At 30.8% G+C, this 20,135-nt stretch carries 23 protein-coding genes; 8 read left to right on the forward strand and 15 right to left on the reverse strand.

Going from position 1 to position 20,135, the window contains the following annotated elements; all coding sequences use genetic code 11:
* Positions 1 to 83 precede the first annotated feature (83 nt).
* From MARIT_RS08875 to MARIT_RS08885, 3 genes are read left to right on the forward strand one after another with little or no spacing between them, the layout of a single operon-like run.
* A complete protein-coding gene (locus MARIT_RS08875; protein ID WP_024739923.1) occupies positions 84 to 578 on the forward strand; it encodes an RNA polymerase sigma factor in 495 nt (164 codons plus the stop codon).
* A gap of 3 nt (positions 579 to 581) precedes the next feature.
* Positions 582 to 1,190, forward strand: coding sequence for a hypothetical protein (locus MARIT_RS08880; RefSeq protein WP_024739924.1), 609 nt, complete (start codon positions 582 to 584; stop codon positions 1,188 to 1,190).
* Positions 1,191 to 1,197: 7 nt separating this feature from the next.
* A complete protein-coding gene (locus tag MARIT_RS08885) occupies positions 1,198 to 1,689 on the forward strand; it encodes a hypothetical protein (protein WP_038025208.1) in 492 nt (163 codons plus the stop codon).
* A gap of 6 nt (positions 1,690 to 1,695) precedes the next feature.
* On the opposite strand, the gene MARIT_RS08890 is transcribed toward MARIT_RS08885, so the two are convergent.
* Complete coding sequence (locus MARIT_RS08890; protein ID WP_024739926.1) at positions 1,696 to 2,718, reverse strand: threonine aldolase family protein; 1,023 nt, start codon at positions 2,716 to 2,718, stop codon at positions 1,696 to 1,698.
* A 42-nt stretch (positions 2,719 to 2,760) separates the two neighbouring features.
* Here MARIT_RS08890 and prfB point away from each other — a divergent pair, with 42 nt between their 5' ends.
* On the forward strand, positions 2,761 to 3,855 hold the full coding sequence (prfB, locus tag MARIT_RS08895) for a peptide chain release factor 2 (RefSeq protein ID WP_024739927.1): 1,095 nt from the start codon (positions 2,761 to 2,763) through the stop codon (positions 3,853 to 3,855).
* 12 nt (positions 3,856 to 3,867) lie between these two features.
* Complete coding sequence (gene arsC / locus MARIT_RS08900) at positions 3,868 to 4,209, forward strand: arsenate reductase (glutaredoxin) (protein WP_024739928.1); 342 nt, start codon at positions 3,868 to 3,870, stop codon at positions 4,207 to 4,209.
* Positions 4,210 to 4,382: 173 nt separating this feature from the next.
* On the opposite strand, the gene MARIT_RS08905 is transcribed toward arsC, so the two are convergent.
* The 12 genes from MARIT_RS08905 to MARIT_RS08960 all read right to left on the reverse strand — a co-directional run bounded on the left by MARIT_RS08905 (position 4,383) and on the right by MARIT_RS08960 (position 14,742).
* The gene (locus MARIT_RS08905; RefSeq protein ID WP_038025209.1) at positions 4,383 to 5,330 is read right to left on the reverse strand and encodes a glycosyltransferase; all 948 of its coding nucleotides are present in this window, start codon (positions 5,328 to 5,330) and stop codon (positions 4,383 to 4,385) included.
* A gap of 2 nt (positions 5,331 to 5,332) precedes the next feature.
* Positions 5,333 to 6,100 carry a DUF3050 domain-containing protein gene (locus MARIT_RS08910; RefSeq protein ID WP_038025201.1) on the reverse strand — a complete coding sequence of 256 codons (768 nt, stop codon included), beginning with the start codon at positions 6,098 to 6,100 and terminating at the stop codon, positions 5,333 to 5,335.
* A gap of 79 nt (positions 6,101 to 6,179) precedes the next feature.
* Complete coding sequence (locus MARIT_RS08915) at positions 6,180 to 6,992, reverse strand: enoyl-ACP reductase FabI (protein WP_024739929.1); 813 nt, start codon at positions 6,990 to 6,992, stop codon at positions 6,180 to 6,182.
* 10 nt (positions 6,993 to 7,002) lie between these two features.
* On the reverse strand, positions 7,003 to 7,524 hold the full coding sequence (locus tag MARIT_RS08920) for a hypothetical protein (protein WP_024739930.1): 522 nt from the start codon (positions 7,522 to 7,524) through the stop codon (positions 7,003 to 7,005).
* A gap of 12 nt (positions 7,525 to 7,536) precedes the next feature.
* Positions 7,537 to 9,189 (reverse strand): DNA repair protein RecN, encoded by a 1,653-nt coding sequence (gene recN / locus MARIT_RS08925; RefSeq protein WP_024739931.1) that lies wholly within the window; start codon positions 9,187 to 9,189, stop codon positions 7,537 to 7,539.
* Between the two features lie 84 nt (positions 9,190 to 9,273).
* Entirely contained in the window at positions 9,274 to 10,167 is an 894-nt protein-coding gene (porD, locus tag MARIT_RS08930; RefSeq protein WP_024739932.1) for a type IX secretion system protein PorD, read from the reverse strand.
* 77 nt (positions 10,168 to 10,244) lie between these two features.
* Positions 10,245 to 11,453 carry a bifunctional phosphopantothenoylcysteine decarboxylase/phosphopantothenate--cysteine ligase CoaBC gene (gene coaBC, locus MARIT_RS08935; RefSeq protein ID WP_024739933.1) on the reverse strand — a complete coding sequence of 403 codons (1,209 nt, stop codon included), beginning with the start codon at positions 11,451 to 11,453 and terminating at the stop codon, positions 10,245 to 10,247.
* Complete coding sequence (locus MARIT_RS08940) at positions 11,453 to 11,773, reverse strand: DNA-directed RNA polymerase subunit omega (RefSeq protein ID WP_024739934.1); 321 nt, start codon at positions 11,771 to 11,773, stop codon at positions 11,453 to 11,455. Before MARIT_RS08940 ends, coaBC begins: the two co-directional genes overlap by 1 nt.
* Before the next feature lie 2 nt (positions 11,774 to 11,775).
* Complete coding sequence (locus MARIT_RS08945) at positions 11,776 to 12,600, reverse strand: outer membrane protein assembly factor BamD (protein ID WP_024739935.1); 825 nt, start codon at positions 12,598 to 12,600, stop codon at positions 11,776 to 11,778.
* A 122-nt stretch (positions 12,601 to 12,722) separates the two neighbouring features.
* Positions 12,723 to 13,238, reverse strand: coding sequence for a ferritin (locus MARIT_RS08950; RefSeq protein ID WP_024739936.1), 516 nt, complete (start codon positions 13,236 to 13,238; stop codon positions 12,723 to 12,725).
* 110 nt (positions 13,239 to 13,348) lie between these two features.
* On the reverse strand, positions 13,349 to 14,224 hold the full coding sequence (gene dapA / locus MARIT_RS08955; RefSeq protein WP_100211327.1) for a 4-hydroxy-tetrahydrodipicolinate synthase: 876 nt from the start codon (positions 14,222 to 14,224) through the stop codon (positions 13,349 to 13,351).
* Positions 14,224 to 14,742, reverse strand: coding sequence for a DUF6913 domain-containing protein (locus MARIT_RS08960; RefSeq protein WP_024739938.1), 519 nt, complete (start codon positions 14,740 to 14,742; stop codon positions 14,224 to 14,226). The genes dapA and MARIT_RS08960 overlap by 1 nt, the downstream gene beginning before the upstream one ends.
* Positions 14,743 to 14,798: 56 nt before the next feature.
* Here MARIT_RS08960 and MARIT_RS08965 point away from each other — a divergent pair, with 56 nt between their 5' ends.
* From MARIT_RS08965 to MARIT_RS08975, 3 genes are read left to right on the forward strand one after another with little or no spacing between them, the layout of a single operon-like run.
* Positions 14,799 to 15,548 (forward strand): 5'-nucleotidase C-terminal domain-containing protein, encoded by a 750-nt coding sequence (locus tag MARIT_RS08965; protein ID WP_100211328.1) that lies wholly within the window; start codon positions 14,799 to 14,801, stop codon positions 15,546 to 15,548.
* Position 15,549: 1 nt separating this feature from the next.
* On the forward strand, positions 15,550 to 16,464 hold the full coding sequence (locus MARIT_RS08970; RefSeq protein ID WP_024739940.1) for a bifunctional metallophosphatase/5'-nucleotidase: 915 nt from the start codon (positions 15,550 to 15,552) through the stop codon (positions 16,462 to 16,464).
* 42 nt (positions 16,465 to 16,506) lie between these two features.
* On the forward strand, positions 16,507 to 16,890 hold the full coding sequence (locus MARIT_RS08975; RefSeq protein ID WP_095341172.1) for a DoxX family protein: 384 nt from the start codon (positions 16,507 to 16,509) through the stop codon (positions 16,888 to 16,890).
* Between the two features lie 198 nt (positions 16,891 to 17,088).
* Here MARIT_RS08975 and MARIT_RS08980 read toward each other — a convergent pair whose 3' ends face one another.
* Positions 17,089 to 17,745, reverse strand: coding sequence for a lysoplasmalogenase (locus MARIT_RS08980; protein WP_024739942.1), 657 nt, complete (start codon positions 17,743 to 17,745; stop codon positions 17,089 to 17,091).
* Between the two features lie 231 nt (positions 17,746 to 17,976).
* A complete protein-coding gene (ligA, locus tag MARIT_RS08985; RefSeq protein ID WP_100211329.1) occupies positions 17,977 to 19,974 on the reverse strand; it encodes an NAD-dependent DNA ligase LigA in 1,998 nt (665 codons plus the stop codon).
* Between the last annotated feature and the right edge of the window lie 161 nt (positions 19,975 to 20,135).

Genomic DNA, 20,135 nt, shown 5'->3' on the forward strand with positions numbered 1-20,135 from the left:
TAGCATGCTCTAAAATATTTTTGAAATAATGTAACAAAATGTATTTTTACACTACTCATTAGCATCAACTAATTAAACTTTAAGTGCAGAAAGATCTAGAAGCTAAATTTTTATTAGACTTTGAGCAAAATCAAAATATTGTTCATAAGGTATGTCGAATTTATACGACCAACCAAGACGCACATAATGATTTGTTTCAAGAAATAACAATTCAGCTTTGGAAAAATTATAGTAAATTTAGAGGAGATGCTAAATTCAGCACTTGGATGTATAGAGTTGCTTTAAATACAGCAATTTCTTTATACAGAAAATCAACTCGAACTATAAAAACGCAAGACATTAGCGACTTTGCTTATAAAATAAAGTCTAATGATTATGATGACACCGAAGAATTGCAATTAAAAGCCTTATACACTGCCATTCATAAATTAAACGATATTGATAAAGCATTGATATTTTTATATTTAGAAAACAAACCTTATAAGGAAATTTCAAAAACTTTAGGTATTAGTCAGGTAAATGCTCGTGTGAAGATGAATCGAGCTAAAGAAAAACTTAAAAAAGTATTAAACCCATAATATATGGATTTATTAGAAGGATATAAAAAAGCATGGGATAATCAGCCTAAAGAAGTTAATATACTGTCAAAAGCTGATATTTATAAAATGGCACATTCAAAATCGTCTTCTATCGTAAAATGGATTTTTATTATAGGACTTTTGGAATTTGCGATATTAAATTCTCTTTATTTCATTATTGATATGGAGGCAACCTATCAAAAATACAATAGTTTGGGGCTGGGAAAATTTGTTTTTTATTCTCAGATAATAACCTATCTTATCTTGTTTTACTTTTTAGCAAAGTTTTATTTGAATTATAAAAGTATCTCTGTTATTGAATCAACAAAAACGTTAATGGCTAAAATTTTAAAAACTAGAAGAACAGTAAAGCATTATGTTTTATTCAATCTTATTTATGGCTTTATACTTTCTGGCATAGTCACTATATCAATGATACAAACCAACATAGAAGAGCTTAGTTCTAAAAAACTATCATTATTCATTTGCCTAGCAATTATTAGCACAATAATATTGCTCGTACTCATTTGGGGGTTTTACCAACTAATTTACGGTTTTTTACTACGTAAACTAACTATTAACTATAAAGAATTAGCAAAACTTGAAAATTAAACATACTATGAAAAAAGGAATCGCTTTACTATCCCTTATATGCTCTCTACACCTTTCATCTCAAAATACTACAAAATCTGATTTTTGGAATCATGTTCGCTATGGAGGTGGTTTGGGGTTGTCTTTTAGATCTAATAACACTACAGTTTCCATATCACCAAGCGCACTCTACGAATTTAATGACCAATTTTCTTTAGGAGCTAGTTTAGGGTACTTATATAACAAACAAAATAGTTTAACATCAAATGTTTTTAGTGCCAGTATTATTTCATTATATAACCCCATAAGTCAAATACAAGTATCTGCAGAACTTGAACAGTTATTTGTAAACCAAAATTTACTAGGGTTCAAAAATAATTATAATTACCCCGCTCTTTACTTAGGAGTAGCTTATAGATTTGGAATGGCTTCTTTAGGTATTCGATATGATATTTTATATGATAAAGATACAAATATCTATATTTCTCCTATTTCTCCAATCATTAGGTTTTACTTTTAACTTAGCTTAATATAATTTTTTAAGTTCTCTTAGTAGATAATGGTGCATTTCATCTGTATAATTTAAATGAGTAACAATTCGTAATTTACCTTCTCCCATAGCTATTAATAAAATCCCTTTTTCTTTTAGCTTTTTTATAAATTCCTCTGAACTTATAGCTTTATCTACATAAAAAATAACAATATTAGTTTCAATAGGTTCTACTTTCGTTATATAAGAGCATTCCTTTAAAACCGCTCCTATTTCTTTTGCTTTTTGATGATCTTCTTTTAAGCGATTAATATGATAATCCAACGCATATATTCCCGCAGCAGCTAAAAAACCCACTTGTCTCATTCCTCCTCCAAATAGCTTACGAATTCGTAATGCTTTTTCTATTTCTTTTTTTGTTCCTACTAAAACAGAACCAACAGGAGCTCCCAACCCTTTTGACAAGCATATAGAAATTGTATCAAATAATTTTCCATACTGCTTAGGTGTCTCGCCCTTCGCTACAAGAGCATTAAACAACCTAGCTCCATCTAAATGATACTTCAAATCGTGTTTTTTTGCTACTGCTCCTATCTTTTGCAGTTCCGAAAAATCCCAACAAGCACCACCTCCTTTATTCGTAGTATTTTCAATACATATTAACCTATTATACGGAGTATGTATATCTGGCTTATCTGAAACAAGTGAAACTAATTGCTCACTCGTAAACATCCCTCTATCTCCATCAATTAAACACGAAGTTACTCCTGAATTAAAAGCTACCCCACCTCCTTCATAGTTATATACATGCGCCCATTTATCACAAAACATACGATCACCTGGCTGTGTGTGTAATTTTATTCCTGCTTGATTAGCCATAGTTCCTGACGGAAAAAACAATGCATCTTCCATGCCAAACATAGTTGCTATTTTCTGCTGTAATTTATTTACCGTAGGATCTGCTTTGAAAACATCATCCCCTACTTTAGCTACTAACATTGCTTCTAGCATTCCTTTAGTTGGTTTTGTAACCGTATCACTAATTAAATTGATTTCCATTTACTATATAATTTAGTTTGAAAGTGTATTTTTGTACCGATTATGATAACAAACGAACAACTTAAAAATATTTCTGAACGAGTTGACAAGTTAAAGAGCTATTTGGAAATTGACAAGAAATTAATAGAAATTAATAATGAAGAGGAAAAAACCGCTAATCCTGATTTTTGGAATGATCCAAAAGAGGCAGAGATTTTAATGAAATCACTTCGATTCAAAAAAAAGTGGGTTGAAGATTATAACACCTGTGTTTCTTTAAATGACGATTTAACCGTCTTATATGAATTTTATAAAGAAGGAGATATTGAAGATGAAGAACTCTTACAGCAATTTGAAAAAACAAATTCTTTTTTAGAAGATATCGAATTTAAAAATATGCTTTCTGAAGAAGGAGATCGCTTAAGCGCTACGATCCAAATCACTGCTGGAGCAGGAGGTACCGAAAGCTGTGACTGGGCTGAAATGCTTACTAGAATGTACACCATGTGGGCTGAAAAGCAAGGTTTCTCTTTAAAAACCTTAAATTACCAAAGTGGTGATACTGCTGGTATAAAAACAGTTACTATAGAAATAAGTGGCGATTACGCTTTTGGATGGTTAAAAGGAGAAAATGGCGTACACCGTTTAGTTAGAATCTCTCCGTTTGATAGCAATGCCAAACGGCATACTTCTTTTGCTTCTGTGTATGTGTATCCTGTGGCTGATGATAGTATTGAAATAGATATAAATCCTGCTGATATTGAGATCGTAACTGCAAGGTCAAGCGGTGCTGGTGGGCAAAATGTAAATAAAGTTGAAACTAAAGTACAACTAACCCATAAACCTACGGGTATTAAAATTTCTTGCTCTAATTCACGCTCTCAACATGATAATAGAGCTACTGCACTACAAATGTTAAAATCTCAACTATATGAAATAGAATTGCAAAAAAGATTGGCTGCGCGTGCTGATATCGAAGCTAATAAATTAAAAAATGAATGGGGAAGTCAAATTAGAAATTATGTAATGCATCCCTATAAGTTAGTAAAAGATGTGCGTACAGCTCATGAAACAGGAAATGTAGATGCTGTAATGGATGGAAATATTAACCCTTTCTTAAAAGCCTATTTAATGTTAAATGGACAGAAGGAAAAATAAATTTTAATGGATATGATAAAAATATACCACAACAATAGATGTAGTAAATCTCGTTCAGGATTGGAAATTTTAGAAACATCTGGAAAAGAATTTGAGGTTGTAAAATACCTTGAGCAACCTCCTTCTATTTCTGAACTCACAAAAATCATTAATTTACTAAATATAAAACCTATTCAACTCGTTCGTAAAAACGAAGCTGTTTGGAAAGAAAATTATAAAGGTAAAGAACTTTCTGACACTGCTATTATGGAAGCTATGGTTGAGTACCCTAAATTAATTGAGCGCCCAATAGTTATTAACGGTAATAAAGCTACTATAGGAAGACCTCCTGAAAACATACATAGTATCCTTTAATAACCAGCTTTTACATAGCAAATATTATATATCAGTTTTTACTAAAACTTGAATTAATTTAACATGAAGTCTTCTTTTTTAAGAAGGCTTTATAGTTTTATCTTTTGATAATTACTGAAATAAAAATAACTTTTCTTTAAACGAAACTAAGCCTAAGTTATTAGTAACATTAGTTATTGGATAGAAGATTTAATAAACCCCGTACCATAGCCTAAAAACTGAACCGATGTTGTTAATATGCTAAGAGCAGCAACATTTAATTTTTTATTTTGAATAAGTGAATCTACAAATATTGCTATAAAATATAATCCATAAAATATTAAAAACTCCCAATACCCTAAAAAAGATAACAGAATCCCTATACATAAAAACAATATAAACAGCGAAGGAAACCAGTAAGTTAATTTAGCTGTTGTAGGATATTTCTTATTCAATATTGGGCGAGCTGCTCCAAAAGAAAAAGTTTGCTTTAAAAATTGCCCTATAGTACTTCTTCTCTTATGAAAAACAAAAGCCTTTTCTATTAATTGCGTTTCAAAGTCATTTTTCCATAACCTAAATGTCAAGTCAATATCTTCACCCACCTTCATTTTAGAAAAACCTTTTGTTTTTTCAAATGCTTTTTTAGAAATCCCTAAATTAAAGCTACGGGGTTGAAACTTACCGATTGCCTTTTTCTTTCCTCGAATACCTCCAGTTGTTAATACTGAAGTCATTGAATAATTAATTGCTTTTTGTAATGGCGTAAAATCACTATGCGCTGCATCTGGCCCTCCAAAAGCATCTGTATAATTTTCTCTTAAGTTTTTTTTGACCTCTTGTAAATACTGAGTAGGAACAAGCACATCAGAATCTAGAATTATAAAATAATTCCCTTTCGCTTTATTCATTCCAAAATTACGACTTTCTCCTGCTCCACTATTTTCTTTAAAGAAATAACGAATACAAAGCTTTGATTTATACTTTTCTACTATTAAATCGCACTTTTCTGTTGATCCATCCTCTACGATTACAATTTCAAAATCATCATGAAAATTTTGTTTAATAAGACTGCCTAGTAATTCATCAATCTCTTGAGGCCTATTATAAACGGGAATAACTATTGAAAATGATAAGTTCATCATTACCTTTTTAGCACATTTGCTATTCCTGTCCAAAGGTCAATTCTCTTTTGTAATGCCTCCTTTGCATAACTTTCTACCTCATTCCATTTTTTAGCATCATTGCCGCACAATTCCTCAATCATTTTTAATGATAAAGGACCATGTTCATCTCCATCTAACTCAATATGCCTTCTTAAATAATAGGTTAATTTACTATAACTAACATTATTTCCTTCTTCTGCTTTTTGAACGATTTCTAAAAACATATCTGGAATTACATCTTCTCTTCCAAAAGTAAAACTTGCTGCTATAATATGCGGTTGCTCAGTTTTTATTACCTCAAAGGTAAAATTAACAAAATCTTCTACCTCTTTGAGTACTTTTATTTCCTTTAATATTTTATCTATAGATTCCCTTTCTTTTATTTTCTCTATAAAAGTGGTAATTTGAGTCATATCGGCTCCTACCTGCTCCATAGCATCTAAATACATCTCAAAATGGCTTTTAGGTTCGCCTTTTTCATTAATATCACTTTCTTCTCCGTGCACAATTTCATTTACAAATCTTGCTGTTGTTGGATTTACCACGGGAATCCAAGGTAAGCTAACACATGTTAACTTTTGCTGTAATGCTTTTAATAGCGACATAAAATCCCAAACAGCAAATACATGGCTTTCCATAAAAATTCTTACATCTTTAATATCACTTAACGCCTCATACAGCTCATGCTTTTTTAACACTTCTCTAAGTGGCTCTACTCGCTTTTCTATTGATAAAATTCTTTTCATTTTGTCCCCTCTTTAAATAAAAAATGCAAATTTACTAATTTGCATTTTTTATCCATCATAAAATTGAAAGCCTTTTTATTTATTCTCTTGCAAACTTTTCCATCACGTCATCACTTACTCCCATATTTGAAAAACCTCCATCATGAAATAAATTTTGCATAGTCACTTTTTTCGTCAAATCAGAAAATAAAGAAATCGTATAATCAGCACATTCTAATGCTGTTGCATTCCCTAAAGGAGACATCTTTTCTGCATATGATATAAAATTATCAAAACCTTTTACCCCTTGACCTGCCGTTGTTGGCGTTGGTGATTGAGAAATGGTATTTACACGTACTTTTTGATCTCTTCCAAAGAAATACCCAAAACTACGAGCTATCGACTCCAAATATGCTTTATTGTCAGCCATGTCATTATAATCAGGAAAAACTCTTTGCGCTGCCATATAAGTTAACGCAACAATACTTCCCCACTCACTCATCGCTTCTTTGTTATATAAAACATTCATTACTTTATGAAAAGAAATTGCTGAAACATCCCATCCTTTTGTTGTAAAATCATATTTAGGATCTGTATAATGACGCCCTTTACGGACATTTACAGACATCCCTATAGAGTGCAATACAAAATCTATCTTCCCTCCCAAAATTTCCATTGATTGCTCAACTAATTTGGTTAGGTCTTCCATAGAAGTGGCATCTGCTGGTATAATTTCTGAGTTTGTTTTTATCGCTAAATCTTTTATTGCCCCCATTCTCATTGCTATAGGTGCATTGGTTAACACAAACGTGGCTCCTTCTTCATGTGCTCTTTCTGCTACTTTCCACGCAATAGAATTTTCATCTAAAGCCCCAAAAATAATTCCTTTTTTACCTTTTAATAAATTATACATATTTCGTTTATTAATGTTTATTAATTAAGCTTAACCTTTCAAAAAAAGTCATTTTACTCTTCACTCTTAATAAAGAGCTATTAATTTCTTCCATATAATTGGAAGCTGTTGAATTTTTTCTTGCTAATAAATAATTACGATAAGCCTCTTTTAAACTCCCTATAAGTTCCTGCGCTTTTCCTAACTGATTATAAATAGTTCCTTTATCAACAAATCTTCTTTGTAAGGCTTTAGTCCCAAAAGAAATCATTTCTTCATAAGCTCCCATATCAATTAGGAGGTAAGAAAAATTATGATATGCAGAATGGTAGCTACTACTTAGCTTAATACATAATTTATAATGCCTCTCTGCCTTTTCATAATCTACCATTTTGTAATGGTAAATCCAACCTAAATAATTATGAAACTTTCCAAAATTTGGATACTCTGCTAAAGCTTCAAACAAAACTTCTTTTGCTTCAATTATTTTATCTTCTGAAATCAATTTATCTGCTTCAAATAATACGTTTTCTGCCTCATTAAAATTTTCCATAATTTTTCTTTTTTAAGCAAGTAATTCTTTGGCATGTGTAATTGCTGATGCTGAAATATCTTTTCCACTTAACATCTCTGCAATTTCTACAATACGTTCATCTTTTGTTAATTCTTTTAATCCAGATGTCGTAATGCCTTCTATTTCTTTTTTAAATACTTTATAATGTTGTTTTCCTTTAGCTGCTATTTGTGGTAAATGCGTAATCGTAATTACTTGCATGTTTTTACTCATTTCTTTCATGATAGCCGCTATTTTATTAGACACTTCTCCTGAGACTCCTGTATCTATTTCATCAAAGATAATTGTTGGCAGCTTTGTGTTTTCTGATAATATCTTCTTGATAGAAAGCATCACTCTAGAGAGTTCTCCTCCCGATGCAACTTTTCTTAGTTCTCCAAAATGACCTCCTTTATTAGCCGAAAACAAAAAATCTAGTTCATCTTTTCCGTTTGAAAAGTAATTACCAGACGCCTTTACTTGAATAGCAAAACGGGCGTTGGGCATTCCTAGTTCTGCTAATAAAAACTCTAATTCCTTTTGTAACTTTGGAATTACTTTTTTTCTTGAATTAGAAATCATTTCAGCTACCTCATTTAATTTTAGCGTAACTTCATGGATGTTTTTTTCTTTTTCTTGTATAATTTCTTCTGCATTTTCAACTTGACCTACTTTAACAGATAGTTCTTCTTCTATTTTTTTTAGTTCTGCTATAGATGCTACTGAATGTTTCTTTTGTAAATTATAGATTAATTGCAGCCTATCATTTAATGCTTCTATTTCATTAGGATTAGAATCTATATTTTCATTAGCATTCTCCAACTCTACAACAATATCATCTAACTCAATTTTAATACTAGAAATTCTTTTATGTAAGTTTTCATAATCTTTAGAGAAACTAGCTATCTTACTCAAACTATGCTCTAATATATGCAACTGAGATTGAGTACCTACTTCCTCACTGACCGTTATTTGCAATGCTTCTGAAAGGCTTAATTTGATATCTTCTACATTATTTAGCTTTTCTAGTTTTACTTCTAAATCTTCTTGTTCTCCTTCTTCCAGTTTTGCTTCACTCAGTTCTTGAAATAAATGCAGATTGTACTCATACTGCTGCTGAAACTCTTCTTGTTCTTTTAGCAATAAATCCAGCTCTTTTTTTAATGCTTGGTACTTTTTTAACCCTCTCTTATAAGAAGCTATTTTAGTTTGATTTTTTGCCAAAGCATCAATAATACTAAATTGAAAACCTGTATCCGAAAGCTGCATCGTTTGATGCTGTGAGTGAATATCTATTAATTTAGATTTGAGTTCATTTAAAACAGATAGCTTAACAGGAGTATCATTTACAAACGCACGCGATTTCCCTGATGGTAGAATTTCTCTACGTATAATCGTATTTGCCTCATAATCTAAATCTACTTGGCTAAAAAAGTTTTGTAAATTATAATTTTCAAGTAGTAGTTCTACTTCAACGACACATTTCTTAGAAGTATCTTTTAATGAAGATAAGTCAGCTCTATTTCCTAAAACTAATCCTAAAGCTCCCAGTAAGATAGACTTACCTGCTCCTGTTTCTCCTGTAATAATTGATAAACCATTGGTTAAATCAATCGAGAGATGATTGATTAACGCATAATTTTGTATTGATAGTGTTGTTAACAAATTGTCTTATTTGAAAAATAAAAAATCTTTTTGAATTAATACGGCAAATAGTAAGCTATGGCTCTTTTTTAATCCTTGACAAAATTAATTAATTTTTTGCCATTTATCTCTGTTAGTTGGCGAGACTTTCTGTAAAACTTGCTTCATTTTTTGTGGATTTTTTCCTAAAGCTCCATCAGAAAACATATTGACTATTTCATCTGATTTAGCATCTAAAAACATACGGATCATAAGGTTTCCTATACTTATATTATACAGACTTTCTAGTTGTTCTACACTTGTTTGTATATTTTTTTTAGCTTCTTTTTCATCTTCACTAAAAACATCAAGTCCTTTTATATGGTAATTATAATAAATAGTACGCAATGGATCGTATTTGGCAGACAGTAAATTATCAATAATAGAAAAACGGCTTTGTTTTCCTATGACGTTTTTCCAACCTGCTCCTCCACTTTGCTGAGCCTGTAACATTACATTTTCTGCTTCTTTTAAATAATCTTCCCCTCCTTTCAAGGCAAACGTATCTGCATCTATTCCTATAATTGTATATACATAAAAAACAATCGTAGATATTAAATTACTATCGAAACTTGTTGGATTATATATTAATGGATCAAATTCATTATAGGTAAAACTAAAGTCTGTGTCATTAATATTTAGTATAGGGGTTTCATATGTCGAATTATAAGCAGGTCTTGTTGACTGTACTTGCAAACTTGCATCAAAATTGTTATTAGTTTGAGAATTAATAATAATGTTAAATGCACAATTAATTCGCTCTTGCACTTTCACCTTTTTCTTTGTCCATTCTGTTTGATTAAGGAACTCAGTCAATGACTTTTCAAGTGTTTTATATACCTGTTTGTTAGAGCTTTGAATCTTATCGGCATTAATTGTTACCAATGCGTTGAGTTCTTGCGCATTGATTAAATTTATTGAAAGCATTGCTAAGACAATGGATAGAAAATAATTACGCATTTATGATCATTTAATTTGTTAAATCGAACGCAAGTCAAAAATTATAAAAAAACTTTTCAACTGCCTCCTAATTAATGCTAAGATAGCATTTTTATAATTTCATGAATGATATCTTTAGCTACTGCTTCTTTCGATTTCAACTCGAATGGTATTTCATTCAAATTTTTATCAATAATTGTTACCTTGTTAGTATCTGTTGCAAATCCCGCTCCTTTATCTCTTAACGAATTTAATACAATTGCATCTAAATTCTTACGCTGCAACTTCCCTTTCGCGTTCGTTAACTCATCATTCGTTTCTAATGCAAAACCTACTAAAAACTGACTTTCTTTTATAGCTCCTAAAGAAGCCAAAATATCTTTTGTAGGTGCTAACTCTATCTGTAACGAAGTATCTTTCTTTTTTATTTTCTGAGTAGCTATATTTTTAGGTTTGTAATCAGCTACTGCAGCCGATAAAATAGCAATATCTATATTTTTATAGTACTTATGTGCTTCTCGGTACATTTCTTCAGCCGAAACCACATCAATTCTATTTACAAAAGAATGGTGTATTTTTTGAGAGGATGGCCCTGTTATTAAAAAAACCTCTGCCCCTAAATTCGCCGCTGTTTTTGCCAATTCAAAGCCCATCTTACCAGAAGAATGATTTCCAATAAACCGAACGGGATCTATTGCCTCATAAGTAGGGCCTGCTGTTAGCAATACTTTTTTTCCTCGTAAAGGTAATTTAGAAAGCATATCTTTTTCTATAAAAGAAATAATATCTTCTGGTTCTGCCATTCTTCCTTCTCCTACCAAGCCACTTGCTAATTCTCCCGAAGCTGCTGGTATTAATATGTTTCCAAAACGTTGCAATTTTTTTAAGCTGACCTTTGTTGAGGAATGTATATACATGTCCAAGTCCATTGCAGGAGCAAAATACACCGGGCACTTTGCTGACAAATAAGTTGCTAACAACAAATTATCACAAATACCATTTGTCATTTTAGAAAGCGTATTTGCTGTTGCTGGAGCAATAAGCATTATATCAGCCCATAATCCTAATTCCACATGATTATTCCACAATTCATTCTCTTCTTCTTTTTCATAAAATGTAGAATGAACAGGATTCTTAGATAATGTAGAAAGTGTAAGCGGGGTTATAAAATCTTTAGACGCAGGAGTCATAATTACTTTGACCTCTGCGCCTGATTTTATAAACAAACGAACTAAATTCGCTGTTTTATAAGCAGCTATTCCAGCAGTAACACCTAATAAAACTTTTTTACCGCTTACTATAGACATTATTTTGCTTCTGGAGTTCTGTGATACACATTACCTTTTAACCATTCTTCTACAGCAATTGCAGTTGGTTTAGGTAATTTCTCATAAAATTTAGAAACTTCTATTTGTTCTTTATTTTCAAAGACTTCCTCTAAGCTATCGTTATAAGTAGCAAACTCATCCAACTTTTCTATTAGTTCTTTTTTGATATCTCCATTAATCTGAGTAGCTCTCTTTGCTATTACAGAGATCGCTTCATAAATATTTTCCGTTGGAGCCTCAATAGCTTCTTTATCGTAAGTAATAGTACTTAATGCTGCCTTTGTATCTTTATAATTCATAATTAACTTTTCTTTGCGAATTGTTCTTGTTCCTTGTTTAATTTTGCTAACATTTTATCCGAATCTTCCATAAATTTTGATGTTGGAAAATTTCTTTTTAGCTTTTCATATGCCTTCATAGCATTTTTCAGGCGTTCTTCCTTTCTACGCTTGGTACTCTTTAAAGCATAATCATGAGCTGCTTTTAAACGAAAATACAGTGCTTCTTCTTTAAATTCAGTACCTAAGTAATCTGATAATAAATTATCAAAAGCTGTGATTGCTGCTCTGTAGTTTCTTGAATCATAGTCAGCGGTTCTATAATAAGTTTTTGCTATTTCAAATGACTTTCTTTCCAACTTATAGCGCAATTTCCTGTAATACTTATTAGCTTCATCTATTCTACTAGAAGTTGGATATTTATCTATAAAATCTTGAAAAGAACTTAACGCTTTATCCGTATCTGTTGGTTCTAGGCTAAAAGGTGGCGACGCTTTATAATAACTTAATGCTGATAAAAACGCTGCTTCTTCTACCTTTGAACTTTTTGGGTAATTTTGGGTAAATCTATTAAAGTAGTATCCTGATAACTCATAATTCTTTTCATTAAAATTAGATTGTGCTACCATAAATTGTATTCGTTCCATTTGAGGCTTACCTCTATAGGAAGGGGTAACCTTTTCAAATAAACGCAAAGCCTTACTGTACTTTTTAGCTTCATACATTTTTACCCCCATTTTATACTGATCTTCTACTGCTCCTCTATTTAACACCTTTTGATACTCACTACAAGAAGCAAATATTAAAGTCATTATACATAAATACGCGAAATTTTTCATTTTTTGCATCTGGCAAAATTAGTGATTAATTATGAATTATTAAAACGAATTTTAAGAGATAAAATTCGTTGATGCAATTAACTGTAAAAACTTTACTCATCGCAATTACCATTGCTAAAAATTTGTTAATCTTATATTTGTTCTCCTGTATCTTCTACAGTAATCAGTTGTTTGATATCATTATCAAACAGGTAGAATCCACTTTTATCATCACCTATCAAATTGATTTTATCTAAGATATTTCTTGCTAAAGCTTCCTCTTCTATTTGCTCTGAAACATACCATTGTAAGAAATTGTGTGTAGCATAATCCCTCTCTTCTAAAGTAATATGTACCAATTCATTAATTGACTTCGAAACCATTATTTCATGGTTAAATAATTCTTGAAACATGTCTTTAAATGATCCAAACTCTGTTGGCGGTGCTGATAATTCTGACACTATGGCATGCCCTCCTCTCTCATTTACAAACTTAACCAACTTTAGCATATGTTGGCGTTCTTCATCTGAATGTGCATACATAAACTGGGCGATCCCTTCAAAACCTAAATTTTCAGCCCAAGACGCCATTGCTAAATATACTTGAGAAGATTCTGCTTCAATTCTTATTTGCTCATTAAGTGCCTTTTCTATTGTTTTTGATAACATATATTAATTTTTAAAAATATTTTATTCTGAATTATTCTACAAATATCATAAAAAAAGACTACAAATAGCTTTTGTAGTCTTAACTCTATTGAAATTTTTATTTAGATAAGTTATAAACTGCTTACGTACTCTTTTATTTTTCTTTCCAAGTCTGCTGATACCTTTACTAAAGGCAGGCGAACTTCTTTAGATACAATTCCTATTTGATCTAAAACAGCTTTTATTCCCGCAGGGTTATTCTCCTCAAAAATATAGTCTATGATATCCATTAATTTATAATGAATTCTATATGCTTCTTTGTTCTTTCCTTCTAAGCCTAACTGAATCATTTTAGAAAACTCTTTTGGAAACCCTTGCCCTATTACAGAAATTACTCCTGCTCCTCCAGCTAAGACCACTCCTAATGCTAGATCATCATCTCCTGAAATCACTAAAAAATCAGCTGGCTTATCTTTTAATAATGTCAAATATTGTTGCGTATTATTTCCTGCTTCTTTCACCCCAATAATATTGTCAAAATCTCTTGCTAAACGCAAGGTTGTAGATGGCAACATATTTTTAGCTGTTCTTCCTGGTACATTATACAGTATAATAGGAATAGGGCTTGCTAGTGCAATTCTTTTAAAATGCTCATAAAATCCTTCTTGAGTTGGCTTATTATAATAAGGAGCCACTGAAAGAATCGCATCTATACCTGTTAAATTTCTAGTTGTTAATTCTTTTACCACATTAGCGGTATTATTTCCTCCTACTCCTAAAACCAAAGGAAGCCTACCATTATTAACGCGTATAATCGTTTCAATAATCTGTTGTTTTTCTTCCTCTGTTATAGTTCCACTTTCTCCTGTAGTGCCATTAATAACTAAATAGTTTGTTCCGTTTTCTATATTGTATTCCACCAATTTAATAAGCGCATCATAATCTACACTCAAATCATTATTAAAAGGCGTAACTAATGCAACTCCTGTACCTATAAACTTCTGCATTATATTTTTTTTAAAATCGTTAAATATTTATGTATTTCTTTATTAAAGATTGACGTATCGAAAGTACCATCTGTTATTATTAAATCAAACAAACGATCATCAATATCAGCAAAACCTATTTTAAATTTAGCTTGCGATAGCAAAGTTAACATATTCAAGTATAAATTAGATTGAGATGTGCAATTTATAAGTACATCGTAATCCTTTTTAACGAAACTTTTCAAATTGTTAGATTTCAAACTTCCTCTTCTTCCAAAATCTTTTTCCGTAAAATAATTAAACCCTCCTATTACCTCATTTTTTGAATCTGATTGATATACTAAAACAGAAATCAAGTTAATATTTACGTTTAACTTTTCAGAAATATCTTTTAAACTTATTTGATTTTCAATATCCTCATCTATTAAAACAGCTACTGTTTTTATTTTATCAGATGTATCTTTAGATAATCGTTTTTTTTCTATTTCTTTGTCGTAAAACTTTTGGATAGAGCCTTCTCTCAGAGTGTTAAAAATCATTCTTAAATTAATTACCTTAGCTAAAAGACAAATGTAACTAAAAAGCACAAATTTTAATGAAAAAACTAACGATGATAACCTGTTTGTTTTTTTTCTTAATAGCATGCAAGAAAAAAAAACAATCGCTTACTAAAATTACCGCTAAAACTATTTTAGTAGATAGTAATATCCCTACCAATGACGCTATTACTAGAACCATTGCTCCCTATAAAAAGAAAATGCTTAAAGAAATAACTACCATTCTTTCTCATACTGATAAAGATTTAACTAGGCTCGACGGAAAAATGCAAAGTTCTTTAGGGAATTTATTAGCTGATTTATGCTTTGATATTGCAAATCCTATTTTTAAAACTAAAATGCATAAAAACATTGATTTCGCAATGTTTAATTATGGAGGTATTAGAGCTGGAATCCCTGCTGGAAAAATAACAAATAAGCACGCTTTCGAATTAATGCCTTTTGAAAATAGTTTAGTTGTTGCTGAGCTTTCTGGTGAAAAAATAATCGAATTAATCAACTACTTTATAAATAACCAAAAAGCACATCCTCTTTCAAAACATATAGCATTAACTATTTCAGAAAATAACTTTACTCTTAACATAAACGGAGTTCCTTTTGATAAAAATAAAAACTATTTTGTTTTGACCTCCGATTATTTACAAAATGGAGGAGATAAAATGATTTTTTTTAAAGCTCCTATCAGCTTGACAAAGCTGGATTATAAAATGCGAGATGCAATTATCACCTATTTTAAAAATACCAGTCCAATAACCTCTGAATTAGATAACCGCGTAATCATTAAATAAGATGAATAGAAGAAATTTTATACAACAAACAACTGCTGCTTCTCTTTTAACTGCTATTGGTGGCCTTACATTGCCTTCTTTTACAACCAAAAAAAAGAAACAAATTACCATTTTACATACAAATGATACGCATAGTCATATTGAGCCTTTTGAACAATCTCACTATAAATATGCTAATAAAGGGGGGATTGCCAGACGCGCCTCTGCCATTCAAGCTATTAGAAAAGAGAATCCCAATACACTACTCCTAGATGCTGGTGATATTTTTCAAGGTACCCCTTACTTTAATTACTTTGGAGGTGAATTAGAGTTCAAATTAATGAGCATGCTCAAATATGATTTAGCCACATTAGGCAATCATGATTTTGATAATTCTATCGACGGCTTTTATAAGCAACTTCCCAATGCTAAATTTGATTTTGTTTCTGCCAATTACAATTTTAAAAATACTATTCTAGACGATATTGTCAAGCCTTATAAAATTTTTATTAAAGATGGTATTAAAATTGGCGTTTTTGGTCTTGGCGTTCAGCTAGATGGATTAGTTGATCCTAAGATGTATAAAGAAACAAAGTACTTAGATCCAATTGAAATATCTCAAGATATGTCTAGAATATTAAAGGAAGACAAACAATGTGATTTGATTATTTGCCTTTCTCATTTAGGTTACTTCTACAAACAACATCCTACAAAAATTTCTGACTTAAACTTGGCTCAAAAGACCAATAATATTGATCTAATTATTGGAGGGCATACACATACTTTTTTACCTAAGCCAACTATTGTAAAAAATATAGATGATAAAAATTTACTTGTTAATCAAGTAGGTGCTTATGGTATTAATCTAGGTCGCGTTGATTTTTATTTTGATGAGTATGATAATAAATCTGCTAAAGGAACAACTATTTTGCTGTAAGTTTTAAAAAACCTTTCGTCTAATTAGAAAATGATAATTAAGATGAAAAAACACCTCCCTTTAGTCTTAAAGATAATAGTTGCATTTATTCTTTTACAAACGCTATTTTTCAAATTTACAGGGGCTCAAGAAAGCGTAGATTTGTTTACTAAAGTAGCTGGAAACGAAAATGAAAAGATCATGAGAATCGGGACAGGCATTTTAGAATTGATTGCCACTATTCTTTTATTTACCCCTAATAAAGCATGGTTGGGGGCTTTGCTTTCTTCAGGGGTAATGGGAGGTGCTATTATGTCTCACCTCACTGTACTAGGAATCATACATAATAATGATGGAGGCACTTTATTTATCTCTGCAATTGTTGTACTAGCAATTAGTAGCTTCTTACTTATCTTCGATAAAGGAAAGATTCCCCTTTTTCGATAAAAAATGTAATTATTTGATTGTTATTTATAAAAGAGGGATTTAATAATTATTAAATCCCTCTTTTTAAATGTTACTTTATCGTAATATAATTTTCTAGTTTACCTTTTTATAAGTGTTTTCAGCACTCTGCTTATAATTTAAAATTTACTATGTACAAACCATAAACCTAACAAACTAGACTTAGTGCTTTCTTAATTATCAACCACTTTTAGCTACTATTGCCTTTACAATTAAATATTGAGAGACAACATATAAAGTTATTATCAAAATATCAAATAAATGCTTTGGAGTATAAAAGTTATTTAAGGCAATCATACTATCTGAAGCTATAAATAATAAAGCCCCTAAAAGTAACCAACTATTTTCTAGCGATTTTTGTTCCTTATAATTAAGTAAAGCACAAGTACCAAACGCAGAAATTGCTAGCCCGTATATAATTACAGGCACCAGCATATTTCCTAAATTAGCTGAAATAAAAAATAGTATTGTTCCGAAAAAAGTTATAAATGGAATTGCTGCCTTTATCAATTTTCTTTTTGATATAATTTTTAGAAAACTTGCTGTCATTTTGATATACATAAAATGAGCTATTAAAAAAGCTCCTAATCCAAAGACAAAGTATTTTTTTTTATCTAACAAGAAAACATCTCCCCAAAAAGAAAAAAACAATCCACTTACCAACCAAAAATTAGGCTTTTTTACTGACAATAAATATATTACTACAAGAATTGTCATTAATAATGGTTTAAAAAATATCTCTATAGTTTTGTTTTGTATAATTACAGCATATATATCTATTATTGCTACTAGGATAAAAAGTATAGATACGAACACTATTTTTATGTGCTTGGTCATGATAGAATAATATAATTAATATGATATATACAAATGTAACTCATACCGCTTATAAGTTACAATCATAAAAAGCTTTTTCTTTCCGTGTTATTAGAAAAACAAGATACAAGCAATAGATACGTTCATTTTTATAATTAATCTAAAATAAAAAGATTTTCGTCATTATTAATGGTATAAAAATAAGAGCATCTTATGAATGCTCTTGCTTTAATAACTGCAAACCATTTACGATTAACGAATCATTTCTATAAATTTTTGTTCTGAAATTATTTCAATTCCTAAATTTTGTGCTTTAGTCAATTTACTTGGCCCCATATTATCTCCAGCAATAACATAGGTTGTTTTTTTAGAAATAGAACTACTTACTTTCCCTCCATTATCTTCAATTGACTTTTTCAACTCATTTCTTGTCATCTGATAAAAAACACCTGAAACCACAAATACTTTCCCTGCCAACTTATCTGTTTGGTTTTCTAAACTTTTCGCGGATACCTCTAGCTGAATCCCATAAGATTTCAACCGATCGACAAGAACCCTATTTCTTGAATCTGCTGAAAACTCAATAATACTTTGCGCTATTCGGTCTCCTATTTCATCTACTGCTACCAAGCTCTCAAAATCAGCTTTCATTAATGTTTCCATCGATTTAAAATGTTTTACTAATTTTTTAGCTACAGTTTCTCCTACAAACCGAATTCCTAGTGCAAATAATACCTTTTCAAATGGTATTTCCTTTGACTTTTCAATGCCATCAATTATATTTTGAGCCGATTTTTCTGCCATTCGCTCTAAGGGTATTATTTGCATAGCTTTCAACTCATATAAATCTGCATAACTTTGAATCAATCCTTCCTTTCTTAATAAATCAACAGTTTCTCCTCCTAAACCATCAATATCCATTGCTTTTCTGCTAATAAAATGCTGTATTCTTCCTGTTATTTGAGGTGCACAGCCAAATTCATTAGGACAGTAATGTTTCGCGTCTCCTTCTGTTCTCACTAATTTTGTATTACACTCGGGGCAGTTGGTTGCGTATATTGTTTCTTTAGACTCTTTGGCTCTTTTTGTTAAATCAACAGCGATAATCTTAGGAATAATTTCTCCTCCTTTTTCTACAAAAACAGTATCATTTATACGAATATCTAACTTCTTTATTTGATCTGCATTATGTAACGATGCTCTTTTTACAATAGTTCCTGCCAATTCTACAGGAACTAAGTTTGCTACTGGAGTTATTGCTCCTGTTCTTCCTACCTGATAGGTTATTTCATTCAATACCGTTGATACCTGCTCTGCTTTAAATTTATAAGCAATTGCCCATCGAGGCGATTTAGAAGTATATCCCAATTCTTCTTGCTGTTGTAAATCGTTTACTTTTATCACTACTCCATCTGTTTCATAAGGTAATTCATGACGTTTTTCATCCCAATAATTCACAAATTCAAAAACTTCTTCTATCGACTTTGCTAATACCATAGTATTAGGTATCTTAAACCCTACTTGCGTAGCTTTCTGCAAACTCTCAAAATGGGTTTTGTACTTACGTTCATCAGTAACAACCTGGTATAACAAACAATCTAAAGGACGTTTAGCAACTTCAGCGCTATCTTGCAATTTTAAACTTCCACTTGCCGTATTTCTCGGATTTCTATACGCTTCTTCGCCATTTGAAATGCGCTCTTCATTCATTTTATGAAATCCGTCTAAGGGTAAAATAATTTCTCCTCTCATTTCGAAATCCCCCAAAAATTCACCACTGGGTTTCAATGGAATTGATTTTATCGTACGGATATTAGCTGTAACATCATCTCCTCGAAATCCATCTCCTCTTGTTACTGCCTTGATAAACTCTCCTTTTTCATATGTTAAATTAATAGAAGCTCCATCATATTTTAATTCGCATGTATATGCTGTATTATCTTCTCCCAATATTTTACGGATACGTTTTTCCCAATCTAATAAATCTTCTTTAGAATAGGAATTATCCAATGAATACATTCTATTCTTATGTGCAACAGTCTCAAAACTTTTTGTTATTCCTCCTCCTACTCGTTGCGTTGGTGAATTTGGATCAAAAAATTGCGGATTCTCTTCTTCTAACTTTTCTAATTCTTTTAATTTTATATCAAACTCATAATCAGAAATGGTTGCATTATCTAACACATAATAATTGTGATTATGTTGACGTAATTCTTCTCTTAGTGCCTCTATTTTTTGCTTAATTGCCATTTTTTATACTAGCTTTCTTATTTTAAAATCTTATTTTTTTCTTTATCATGATTTATTTTTATACACTTAAAATAAATCATACCTTATGTTTTTGAAATCAAGGATTAAAATCATTAGATAATTCCCCCTCTCTTTACTGACATAATTTATTATTAAAGTTT

The organism is Tenacibaculum maritimum NCIMB 2154 (assembly GCF_900119795.1).
Classification (GTDB): Bacteria; Bacteroidota; Bacteroidia; order Flavobacteriales; family Flavobacteriaceae; genus Polaribacter; species Polaribacter maritimus.

Excerpts from the sequence above, each read along its gene's own strand:
- MARIT_RS08880 (WP_024739924.1), top strand. The coding sequence starts at position 582 with ATGGATTTATTAGAAGGATATAAAAAAGCATGGGATAATCAGCCTAAA.
- MARIT_RS08885 (WP_038025208.1), top strand. The coding sequence starts at position 1,198 with ATGAAAAAAGGAATCGCTTTACTATCCCTTATATGCTCTCTACACCTT.
- MARIT_RS08890 (WP_024739926.1), bottom strand. The coding sequence starts at position 2,718 with ATGGAAATCAATTTAATTAGTGATACGGTTACAAAACCAACTAAAGGA.
- prfB (WP_024739927.1), top strand. The coding sequence starts at position 2,761 with ATGATAACAAACGAACAACTTAAAAATATTTCTGAACGAGTTGACAAG.
- arsC (WP_024739928.1), top strand. The coding sequence starts at position 3,868 with ATGATAAAAATATACCACAACAATAGATGTAGTAAATCTCGTTCAGGA.
- MARIT_RS08905 (WP_038025209.1), bottom strand. The coding sequence starts at position 5,330 with ATGAACTTATCATTTTCAATAGTTATTCCCGTTTATAATAGGCCTCAA.
- MARIT_RS08910 (WP_038025201.1), bottom strand. The coding sequence starts at position 6,100 with ATGAAAAGAATTTTATCAATAGAAAAGCGAGTAGAGCCACTTAGAGAA.
- MARIT_RS08915 (WP_024739929.1), bottom strand. The coding sequence starts at position 6,992 with ATGTATAATTTATTAAAAGGTAAAAAAGGAATTATTTTTGGGGCTTTA.
- MARIT_RS08920 (WP_024739930.1), bottom strand. The coding sequence starts at position 7,524 with ATGGAAAATTTTAATGAGGCAGAAAACGTATTATTTGAAGCAGATAAA.
- porD (WP_024739932.1), bottom strand. The coding sequence starts at position 10,167 with ATGCGTAATTATTTTCTATCCATTGTCTTAGCAATGCTTTCAATAAAT.
- coaBC (WP_024739933.1), bottom strand. The coding sequence starts at position 11,453 with ATGTCTATAGTAAGCGGTAAAAAAGTTTTATTAGGTGTTACTGCTGGA.
- MARIT_RS08940 (WP_024739934.1), bottom strand. The coding sequence starts at position 11,773 with ATGAATTATAAAGATACAAAGGCAGCATTAAGTACTATTACTTACGAT.
- MARIT_RS08945 (WP_024739935.1), bottom strand. The coding sequence starts at position 12,600 with ATGCAAAAAATGAAAAATTTCGCGTATTTATGTATAATGACTTTAATA.
- MARIT_RS08950 (WP_024739936.1), bottom strand. The coding sequence starts at position 13,238 with ATGTTATCAAAAACAATAGAAAAGGCACTTAATGAGCAAATAAGAATT.
- dapA (WP_100211327.1), bottom strand. The coding sequence starts at position 14,224 with ATGCAGAAGTTTATAGGTACAGGAGTTGCATTAGTTACGCCTTTTAAT.
- MARIT_RS08960 (WP_024739938.1), bottom strand. The coding sequence starts at position 14,742 with ATGATTTTTAACACTCTGAGAGAAGGCTCTATCCAAAAGTTTTACGAC.
- MARIT_RS08965 (WP_100211328.1), top strand. The coding sequence starts at position 14,799 with ATGAAAAAACTAACGATGATAACCTGTTTGTTTTTTTTCTTAATAGCA.
- MARIT_RS08970 (WP_024739940.1), top strand. The coding sequence starts at position 15,550 with ATGAATAGAAGAAATTTTATACAACAAACAACTGCTGCTTCTCTTTTA.
- MARIT_RS08975 (WP_095341172.1), top strand. The coding sequence starts at position 16,507 with ATGAAAAAACACCTCCCTTTAGTCTTAAAGATAATAGTTGCATTTATT.
- MARIT_RS08980 (WP_024739942.1), bottom strand. The coding sequence starts at position 17,745 with ATGACCAAGCACATAAAAATAGTGTTCGTATCTATACTTTTTATCCTA.
- ligA (WP_100211329.1), bottom strand. The coding sequence starts at position 19,974 with ATGGCAATTAAGCAAAAAATAGAGGCACTAAGAGAAGAATTACGTCAA.